The sequence below is a fragment of the Nostoc sp. KVJ20 genome, from assembly GCF_001712795.1.
GTDB lineage: Bacteria > Cyanobacteriota > Cyanobacteriia > Cyanobacteriales > Nostocaceae > Nostoc.
Map to the genome: position 1 here is coordinate 70279 of NZ_KV757634.1, position 10193 is coordinate 80471.

The window sequence follows — 10193 nt, forward strand, 5'->3', positions numbered from 1 at the left end:
TTTGAAACACCTGAATCTTGACACAAAAAAACAGCCACCTCCACAAGGGAAGCAGCTGTTTTACAAATTATGTAACTACAAAGTATTAGTAATCGAAGTCTCCACCACCAGCACCAGCGCCAGCAGGAGCGCCATCTTTAGGCTCAGGCTTGTCAACTATAATACATTCGGTTGTCAACACCATGCCAGCGATGGAAGCAGCGTTTTGCAGAGCAGAACGAGTCACTTTCGCAGGGTCAACAATACCAGCAGCTAACAAATCGACGAATTCGTTTGTCGCAGCGTTGTAGCCAACGTTGAATTCTTTCTCTTTGACGCGTTCAGCGATCACAGCACCATTCTGACCGGCGTTTTCAGCAATCCGCTTCAGAGGTGCAGGTAAGGCGCGAACGACAATCAAAGCACCAATCAACTCTTCATCCTTAAGATTGCTCTTTGCCCAAACTTCCAATTCAGGAGCAAGGTGAGCCAGAGTTGTACCACCGCCGGGAACGATACCTTCTTCCACAGCAGCTTTGGTGGCGTTGATAGCGTCTTCTAGGCGCAGCTTCTTGTCTTTCATTTCGGTTTCCGTCGCTGCACCAACTTTCACTACAGCAACACCACCGGAGAGTTTAGCAAGACGCTCTTGTAATTTCTCTTTGTCGTAAGAAGATTCGGTTTCATCGATTTGACGACGAATCTGTTCGACACGAGCCTTAACGGCAGCTTCGTTACCTTCGGCAACAATTGTGGTGCTGTCCTTGGTGATGGTGATTCGGCGAGCTTTACCCAGGCTATCTAGCTTGGTGTTATCTAGCTTCAAACCAGCATCTTCGGTAATTAGTTGACCACCAGTTAAAACAGCAATGTCTTCTAGTAGTGCTTTGCGGCGATCGCCAAAGCCAGGAGCCTTAACAGCAGCCACGTTCAGTACACCGCGCAAACGGTTTACAACCAAAGTTGCCAAAGCTTCTTTTTCAATATCTTCGGCGATAATCACCAAAGGACGACCAGCACGAGCTACTTGCTCTAATACTGGTACAAGGTCTTGTACCAAAGCGATTTTCTTATCGGTCAGCAGTATGAAAGGCTCATCAAAAACCGCTTCCATCCGCTCAGGGTCAGTAGCGAAATAGGGAGAGATGTAGCCTTTGTCAAAGCGCATCCCTTCAGTGATTTCCAACTCGGTGAACATAGATTTCCCTTCTTCTAGGGAAATTACGCCTTCCTTGCCCACCTTATCCATTGCTTGGGCAATCATCTGACCAACTTCTTCGTCATTACCAGCCGAGATCGCACCAACTTGGGCAATGGCTTTGGAATCTTCCACTGGACGGGCGTGTTCTTTGATTTTGTCTACCAAAAAGGCAGTAGCTTTGTCAATACCACGCTTCAGGGAAATTGCGTTAGCACCAGCTGCAACGTTCCGCAAGCCTTCTTTGACGATCGCATGAGCTAAAACGGTAGCAGTGGTAGTACCATCGCCCGCAGCATCATTGGTCTTAGAAGCAGCTTGACGAATCAGAGCTACACCAGTGTTTTCAATGTGGTCTTCTAATTCGATTTCTTTAGCGATCGTTACACCGTCATTGACGATTTGCGGTGCGCCAAACTTCTTTTCTAGAACTACGTTGCGACCTTTGGGACCAAGGGTAACAGCTACAGCCTCAGCCAGGATGTCAATGCCTCGTTCCAAGGCGCGACGGGCGTTTTCGTTGTAGATAATGCGCTTTGCCATAATTGCTTAGTTGTCCTTTGTCTCTCGTCTTTTGTATTTTGTCTTTCGTCTTTCGTCATTTGTCATTGGCTAATGACTAATGACCACTAGATAACAACTGCTAAAATATCTTTTTCAGAAAGCAGTACATATTCTTCAGTGCCAAGTTTGATGTCAGTGCCAGCGTACTTGGAGTACAGCACCTTGTCACCGACTTTAATTTCTAATTCTTGACGGCTACCGTCATCGTTACGCTTGCCAGGGCCAAGGGCAACTACTTCCCCTACTTGGGGCTTTTCCTTGGCGGTATCGGGTAAATACAGACCACCTGCGGTCTTTTCCTCAGAAGCGTTCACTTTTACGAAAACGCGATCGCTCAAAGGTTTAACTGTAGAAACGCTTAAAGATAAAGCTGCCATATTATTTCTTTCCCTTAAAGTTTAGCACTCTCGACTCCTGAGTGCTAATTTACCGAAAAGTAGCGTCCAATGGCAAGAATTCATTGAGTACGGGTTCCCGAACTAGAGGCTCATAGATGTACTTAAGTATAAATGCTTAATTATTTCTACTTTTCAGGGTTTGTTCTGTAAGTTACGAAGAGAGTAGGGAGTAGGGAGTTAGGAGTAGAGAGTTAAGAGTTATGAGAATTCTTCCCCATTCCCTGTTCCCCGTTCCCCACTCCCCATTCAACTTTATTTGCAAAGCTTGCAAATTGTTATAGAACTGTAATCAGGGAGCCGCTCGATGAGTAACAATACAGTGAAAGTGATCCAGTCCAGCCACCAAATCCCCAAAACTACTAAGTCTCTGGAACATAAGACCCTGAGTAATTGTGTAGAAAGTTTAGGACTTGCAAAAATTCAGCGACATATTTATTTGCGCTGACCAGACAATTGCTGCTCAAAACGAGCTAGTCTGGAATTCTGGGATTACTTAAACAAGCGACTTAAAGAATTAAAACTCGATGAGCCGCAAGCAAGTTATTCTATTTGCGTCTATAAAACTAAAGCCAAGTGCTTGCGTGTTTCTTGTTCTAGACCCATAATAGTGGTTTACCCTAATGGTGTCTGGTATCGCCAAGCAAACCCGGAAGTTACCCTTCGGATCATCCGAGAACACTAAATAGGCAATAAGGTGGTAGAAAAATATGCGTTTTCAACCCATCCTTTGCCAGAAACTTCCCTAGTTTCTTGAGAACACCTCATAGAGGCTTAACATCCAAAAGATATGGTATAGCAGTAAGCTTTAAGAAAGTGCGGGTTGGTTTTGAGGTAGGGTCATCTTTAAGCCAATACTTACTTGTGAGTCCGAAAGATTATTATTTAATCAGTGTTTTTTACCCCGCCCCTTTCAAAGCGATATATAATAGCGCATTATAGATACTACTGCTATACGTATCCTTGCTGGACTTTTGCTATCGAGCTACTAGTCTATTGAAAGTGCTCGGCATTTTTGAGACTTCGAGGCAGCAAAGGCAAGTTAAGTAGGAAAAAGGACAACATCTCGAATAACCCACATAGAGGATAAATATTCAAGACTTTGATGGACCGAAGCGCGACAAGTGCCACTGCTATGAAAGAGCCCAGCATGAAAGATCACAAACGACTTCTATTGATTGATGATGACCCTAACCTCATCTTGCTGGTGAAGGATTACTTGGAATTCCGGGGATATGAAGTCATCACCGCTGAAAATGGACGTGAAGCTCTGGAAATTTTAGAGCAAGATGTTCCAGACATGATCATCTGCGATGTGATGATGCCGGAAATGGACGGATATACTTTTGTGGAACAAGTCCGGCAAAACGAACGCACCAGCTGGATTCCGGTTCTTTTCCTTTCAGCTAAGGGACAAAGTGCAGACCGAGTTAAGGGTCTGAATAAAGGTGCTGATGTTTATATGGTCAAGCCCTTTGAGCCAGAAGAACTCGTAGCACAAGTTGAATCCTCGCTGAAACAAACTATCCGTTGGAAAGAACACCAAGCAAAAGGAGGCGAAAACGGTTCCCGTATCCAGGTTCCCTTCGATGTGCAATTAACCCCAACCGAACTGAAAGTAGTTCAGTTTGTTGCTAGGGGTTTAGCTAACCGTGAAATTGCTGAAGAACTAAATGTTAGTCAGCGCACGGTTGAAAGCCATGTGTCCAATATGTTGGGCAAAACCAATCTCCACAACCGCACTGAACTAGCGCGGTGGGCGATTGAAAATCAAATGGCATAGCCAATTTTAGATTTTAGATTTTGGATTTTGGATTGATAATCTAAAATCCAAAATCCGAAATCGAAAATTGATTACCAACCATCTTCTTCAGGGCTAGATTGGTGCAAAACTTCTAAATCCAGTTCATCCAGGTAAGTTAAGGCACTTTCAATCTGGGAAACAGTGCCCCGTAGTTCCAGATCGAAGCAGCTATATTGTGGCACGTTTGCGCTTACCTGAGCATCAGCAATAATGACTGTGACGCCATAGTGAGAAACCAGTCGTGAAATCACTGGTTCCTCATGTAAGTCTTTAGGAATACGAATCTGGATGCGAGTTTGGGTACGTCTATTATCTAAAATATCAGTATTAGATTTTACCTGTCTATTTTGAATTGACATTGTAGCTTCCTATTCGACTTCTTGGACGAGGGTTCAGCTTTGCACGATTTCTTTTAACACTAGCGCCACTCATCCCATGTACGCAAGGGGTAATAAATGATTCACGATTGATATCATCAAGATTCGATGATATCAATGATGAATTCCTATAAAGAAGTGCGATCGCATCTAATGCAATACGCTTCGGTTAAGGTTTTTTGATGAAAATTATAGAGCACAAGATGCGATAAATTATTGTAGAGACGGCGATTTATCGCGTCTTTTGTCTTAATTAAATAGTATTAGCATCTAATGGATTATGTATTTATTAAAACAGAATTCAGCATTCTTATTTAGAAACTTATAAGTTAAATTTTGTTAGAAGATAAATCAATGCCCTAAAAAATAATTCTCCGGTGAAGTCTTAATTTAAGTGTTGTTTTTATGATTAACAGCTAATGCTATTGGAATTTCAATCGCAAATTCTGTTCCATAAGCAAACTCAGACTTTAGCTGGATATTTCCCTGATGTTTCTCAATAATTTGATGGCTAATTGCCAAACCTAATCCTGTTCCTTTGTTGATAGGTTTAGTTGTAAAAAAAGGATCAAATATCTTGCTTTGGATCTCCGAATCTATTCCATCACCGTTATCCCTGAATGTAATTATCACTGTATCTAATTCAGTTACTTCAGTTTTAATCAGGATTTGCTTTTGGATCTGATTATCTAAGTCTAGTAAAGCATCAATGCCATTACTAAGGATATTCATGAATACTTGGTTTAGTTGTGCTGGATAACATTGAACTGGTGGGAGATTTCCATAGTTTTTAATAATTTCAATTTTTGATTGTAGCCGATGGTTTAAAAGTAATAACGTACTTTCAATACCTTCATGAATATTCACAGCTTTTTTCTCTGACTGATCGAGTCGAGAAAAATTTCTTAGGGATAGCACAATGTCACGAATCCGATCAGTCCCTATCCTCATGGATGAAAGAATTTTTGGTAAATCATCGATGATAAAATCAAGATTAAAATCACCAAATTTTTCTTCAAATAAAGAATATAACTCTGGATGTTCTTGTTTATATAGTTCAATGAAATTTACAAGACAGTTTACATGGTTATTAAGATGATCAAAATTGCCGTGAATAAAATTAACAGGATTATTAATTTCGTGGGCTAAACCTGCGACCATCCGACCCAAGCTAGACATTTTCTCAGTCTGGATCAATTGTACTTGGGTTGTTTGCAATTCCTGTAAGGTATTTTTTAACTGTTGTGCTTGAAGTTGGGCAGTAGCAGTTGCAGTAGTGAGGGCTTTGAGGTTGTTGTATGCTTTGGAATGATAACGAATGCGGGCAATTAACTCAACGGCATCGGGTAACTTAATTAGGTAGTCATTTGCACCCTCAGCAAAGGCGTCGGCTTTCAACTTTGCTTCTTCTTTACTGGATAGCATGACGATTGGAATATCACGAGTTACTGGATGAGAGCGAAACCAACGCAGTAGCATTAATCCATCGATATCTGGCATGATCATATCCAAAAAGATCACCGTTGGTTCTATGGCGATCGCATCTTGAATAGCTTTAGCTGGATTGCTTGTGTAGTGAAGGGAAATATCTGTTTCGGTTGCAACGATCCGACGGAAGGCTTCGCTGATGATTACCTGATCGTCAATTAGCAGAAGCCTTACTGTCGAGATTTTGCCATCCAGAATAAATGGCGCAGCTTGTGGAGTTTGTGGTTGAATCCAGTTTGGCGATAATTTTACTGTTTTTGGAGATATTTCTAAGAGTGCTGTTTCTTGCAGGTTCATTTAGCACCTCTAAATAGGTCTTTGTTTTCAATAATACAAACTAGTCAGTTAAATCTACTAATCTGTAATTGTCGCAATCATATCTCAGTATTTAAGTGTGTTAGTGTTTTGCAATACTTCGTAAAGGTATTTTAAGTATCTGCCTTCAGGTAGATACTTTGAAGAAAAAAATGTATAATCAAGTACTATTTGATTAAGTGTTTTACCGTAAAGTTCATGCAAGCGGATGCGATCGCCTCAACTGGCAAAACTTCCACCGCAGCTTTTAATTCCACTGCTACTTTCGGCATACCATAAACAACGCAAGTTTTGGAGTCTTGGGCAATAGTGTGCCAATCTACTTCGCGCAATCGTTTTAAGCCTTGAGCGCCATCTCGACCCATCCCCGTCAGCAATACCCCAACCCCCTTTCCAGTCCAATTTTTAGCCATACTTCTGAAGAAAACATCGACTGATGGACGGTAGGAAAAATTTAGTGGTTCTTTGTCATAGCCAAGGGTGAGGTCGGGACGCATGACCAAATGATGATTTGTGCCAGCAATGAGAACTTGACCAGGTTGTGGTGTAGAACCTGCGATCGCTAGTTGCACAGATATAGGAATTTGTTCATTTAACCAGGCTGTAAAACCTTGGACAAATTGGGCATCTACATGCTGAACAACAATTACAGCCGCCGGAAAATCTTGGGGAAATTGAGAGAGAATAGTTGTCAATGCTTGAGGCCCACCAGTGGAAGCCCCTATCACAATTAGGGGTGGAAGTGATTTTGAGTTATGGACAGGTGGCGATCGCCGATGTGAAGATTTGCCAATTAATTGAGCGATCGCGGCAATTTTATTTAGTAGTCCATCATCACCTAAGATTGGCGTGTTGATGGCATCCAAGGCTCCATAGCCCATTGCTTCAAAAACCTTAGCTGCATAGCGATTAACGCTAGCTGTCACCATCACAATAGCGCAGGGAGATTGGCTCATGATATGCCGTGTAGCTTCTACTCCATCCATGCTAGGCATCAGCACATCCATCAAAATTAAGTCGGGAGTATCAGCCGCACATTTGCTTACAGCTTCCGCACCATCATAGGCAACCCACGCCAGCTTGTAATCTGGTACTTTTACCAAAATACGCCGTAGTGCCTCTACAGCCATAAACATATCGTTAGCGATCGCAATTCTCACAGGCTATACCATTTTGGATTTTGGATTTTGGATTTTGGATTGTCAAAGGTTTATTGCTAATTTTGTTTGTGGTCGGTTTCTTGATTTCTCAATTTAAAGTTTACACAATAAATCGAGAGACGCGATAAATCGCCGTCTCTACAAAAGATTTATATTGTATGGACAGCGATAAATCGCGTGTTTTTGATCTATTATTTTCATCAAAAAAACCTTTAAAGCTTACCATTTAAATTTTTCCTAAAACCTGATTCGGAATTAAAAATGCTTAATTGAGAACAATTGAATAGTATTGTCTGAAAATAAAGATTTTTAATCCAAAATCCAAAATCTAAAATTGATTTATGCTTCTCCAATTAAGTCAATCACCGCCTTTAATAGAGTGTCATCATGAAAGCTGCTCTTAGTGAGATAGTAGTCTGCACCTGCTTCTAACCCTTGCAATCGGTCTTCTTCTCGGTCTTTATAAGAAACGATAATCACAGGTATTTGCTTCAATTTGGCATGAGTTTTGATCTGGCTGGTGAGTTCAAAGCCGTTCATTCGGGGCATATCAATATCTGTCACCACCAAGTCATAATCGCCGCTACGGATTGCATTCCAACCATCAATGCCATTAACCGCCACTTCAGCTTTGTAACCATTGTTTTCTAAGAGTTTGCGCTCCATTTCGCGCACAGTGATCGAATCATCCACCACTAACACTCGCTTGTAAGTTTTGGTAACTACCTGATGAGTAGACTGATTTACCTGAGAAAGTTGTCCACTAGAAAACACCTTCGCAATGGAACGGACTAAATCTTCAACATCGACAATCAACACTGGAGAACCATCATCCATGAGGGCGGCGGCGCTAATATTCGGGACTTTACCAAGACGGGGATCTAGGGGGCGGACAACCAAATTGCACTCACCGAGAAACCGATCTACAACTAATCCATAACGATTGAGGCGATCGCTAATTACAATCACTGATAACGATTCTATATTCACCGCAGGCGAGGCTAACTCTAAAACTTGACTTGCCAAAATCAACTCCACAGGTTGATTATTCATCACGAAAAATGGGCGATTTTCCGAGACAGCAATCTTAGACTTCGATAATATCAACACCTGTTCAATGCGTGTCAGCCCAAAGGCATAAGGTTCGCCAGCAATTTCCACCAACAAGGTGCGAATCACAGATAGCGTCAGCGGTAACTGCAAGTAAAAGGTCATACCCCTTCCGAACACAGAAACCGCCCGCAGCGTCCCGCCAACTTCCCGCACTGCGCTATGGGCTATATCCAAACCCACACCCCGTCCCGAAATTTCGGTGACAGTCTGGGTTGTGGAGAAACCAGGCAAAAATAAGAATTCCATCAACTCAACTTCGGTAAGTTGGGCTGCCATTTCCGGGTTTGTCAGTTGTTTGCTGATAACTGCTTGGCGCAAAAACTCGATATCGATTCCCCGTCCATCATCTGCAACGGTGATAAACAGCATTCCGGCGCGATGGGTAACTTCAATACGAATAATTCCTTCTTCTGGCTTTCCGGCTGCTAAACGTTCCTGGGGCGTTTCAATGCCATGATCGATCGCATTCCGCAAAATATGAGTCAATGGAGCTTCTAGGCGTTCTAGAATATCTCGATCTACCAAAGTAGATTTACCGACGATTTCCAGTTTCACCCGTTTACTCAACTGTCTTGCTAAGTCGCGCACCATTCGCGGAAATCCCTGTCCCCCATCAGCAAAGGAACACATTCGAGTAGCAATAACTTCTTGATATAGGCGCTGGGAAAGGTTCGCAGAACGCTGAGAAAATTTTTCTAGTTGGTTTTGGCGATCGCTCATCATCTGGTAACATTCGTTAGCTTTCTGATGAGTTGCACTCAAGGTTTCCTTAATTTGCCGATCTAGATGATAGTTGCCCAATAACTCCTGTAACTTCTCCAACAGGTTGGATAATTCCCCCTGATTGCTTCTCAGTTTCAGCAAAGAGTTAGCAAATGGTTCTAATAAATTTGCCTCAACTAAAGACTCTCCAGCTAAACCCATCAAGCGATTGAGATTTTCAGTACTCATTCGCACCGCCCGATTTTGGGTGATGCCTAATTCTTCTAGTGGGGATGGGGAAATAAGGGTTGTCTGTTGGTTGTCTTCTAACTGCGCTGTTGTTATTAGGGGATGAATTTCTGTAGGGGTTGCCTCTGGAGTTAGGATATTAGCGATCGCACTCACCAATGATTGAATGCCGATATTTTCTAAAATCTGCAAATTTGGGTTAGCTGTAAACGTTTCAGCTATACGCAGGAGCATATCTACCCCTTGTAACAATACATCAATGCGATCGGCGGTTAAAGTAACTTTTCCTTCTTGAGCCGCCACAAAGCAGTCTTCCATGACGTGGGCAAGATTGACAACTGGATCGATTTGGACAATTCGCGCAGCGCCTTTAATGCAATGGGCTGCCCGCATTAAGGCTGCCAGTTCTGGTTGAGGATCGGGTTTCGTCTCCAGTGCCAATAGACAATCATTCATTACCACAACTTGGGCTTTTACTTCCATGTTGAATAAATCAAGCAAGGAAAGATTGCTGACATCAAATTCTTCTAACATTACTACACCTTCCTAGAACACCGATTCATTAATCCTGGAAGAACCTCTCCCCCAACCCCTAATACGTTTTACCCCTCCCTAACCCTCCCCTTGTAAAGGGGAGGGAACTAGATTTCCTGTTTCCCCCCAATGCATCCTACGGTGTACACACAAGTCGAAAAAAGCTTGATTTTCCATTCATTGTTTTCTCGTTGATCTCGTTCCCATGCTCTGCGTGGGAATGCCTGATTAGAGGCTCTGCCTCTAGTCAGATATTGAGTCAGAGACTCAATGAATGCATTCCCAGTCTGAGACTGGGAACGAGGAAACGCTTAT

The 10193-nt window shown here is 42.5% G+C and carries 7 protein-coding genes; 1 reads left to right on the forward strand and 6 read right to left on the reverse strand.

What is annotated here, in order from left to right; all coding sequences use genetic code 11:
* Positions 1–85 precede the first annotated feature (85 nt).
* Positions 86–1720 (reverse strand): chaperonin GroEL, encoded by a 1635-nt coding sequence (groL, locus tag A4S05_RS19425; RefSeq protein ID WP_012407589.1) that lies wholly within the window; start codon positions 1718–1720, stop codon positions 86–88.
* 86 nt (positions 1721–1806) lie between these two features.
* Positions 1807–2118, reverse strand: a complete 312-nt coding sequence (gene groES / locus A4S05_RS19430) for a co-chaperone GroES (RefSeq protein WP_069071443.1) — start codon at positions 2116–2118, stop codon at positions 1807–1809.
* A 1123-nt stretch (positions 2119–3241) separates the two neighbouring features.
* Here groES and A4S05_RS19435 point away from each other — a divergent pair.
* On the forward strand, positions 3242–3919 hold the full coding sequence (locus A4S05_RS19435; protein ID WP_012407592.1) for a response regulator transcription factor: 678 nt from the start codon (positions 3242–3244) through the stop codon (positions 3917–3919).
* 71 nt (positions 3920–3990) lie between these two features.
* Here A4S05_RS19435 and A4S05_RS19440 read toward each other — a convergent pair whose 3' ends face one another.
* The 4 genes from A4S05_RS19440 to A4S05_RS19455 form a co-directional block, all read right to left on the reverse strand.
* Positions 3991–4299, reverse strand: a complete 309-nt coding sequence (locus A4S05_RS19440) for an NIL domain-containing protein (RefSeq protein ID WP_069071444.1) — start codon at positions 4297–4299, stop codon at positions 3991–3993.
* Positions 4300–4707: 408 nt separating this feature from the next.
* Complete coding sequence (locus A4S05_RS19445) at positions 4708–6102, reverse strand: ATP-binding protein (protein WP_069071445.1); 1395 nt, start codon at positions 6100–6102, stop codon at positions 4708–4710.
* 185 nt (positions 6103–6287) lie between these two features.
* The gene (locus A4S05_RS19450; protein WP_069071446.1) at positions 6288–7280 is read right to left on the reverse strand and encodes a chemotaxis response regulator protein-glutamate methylesterase; all 993 of its coding nucleotides are present in this window, start codon (positions 7278–7280) and stop codon (positions 6288–6290) included.
* A gap of 339 nt (positions 7281–7619) precedes the next feature.
* Complete coding sequence (locus tag A4S05_RS19455; RefSeq protein WP_069071447.1) at positions 7620–9878, reverse strand: hybrid sensor histidine kinase/response regulator; 2259 nt, start codon at positions 9876–9878, stop codon at positions 7620–7622.
* Between the last annotated feature and the right edge of the window lie 315 nt (positions 9879–10193).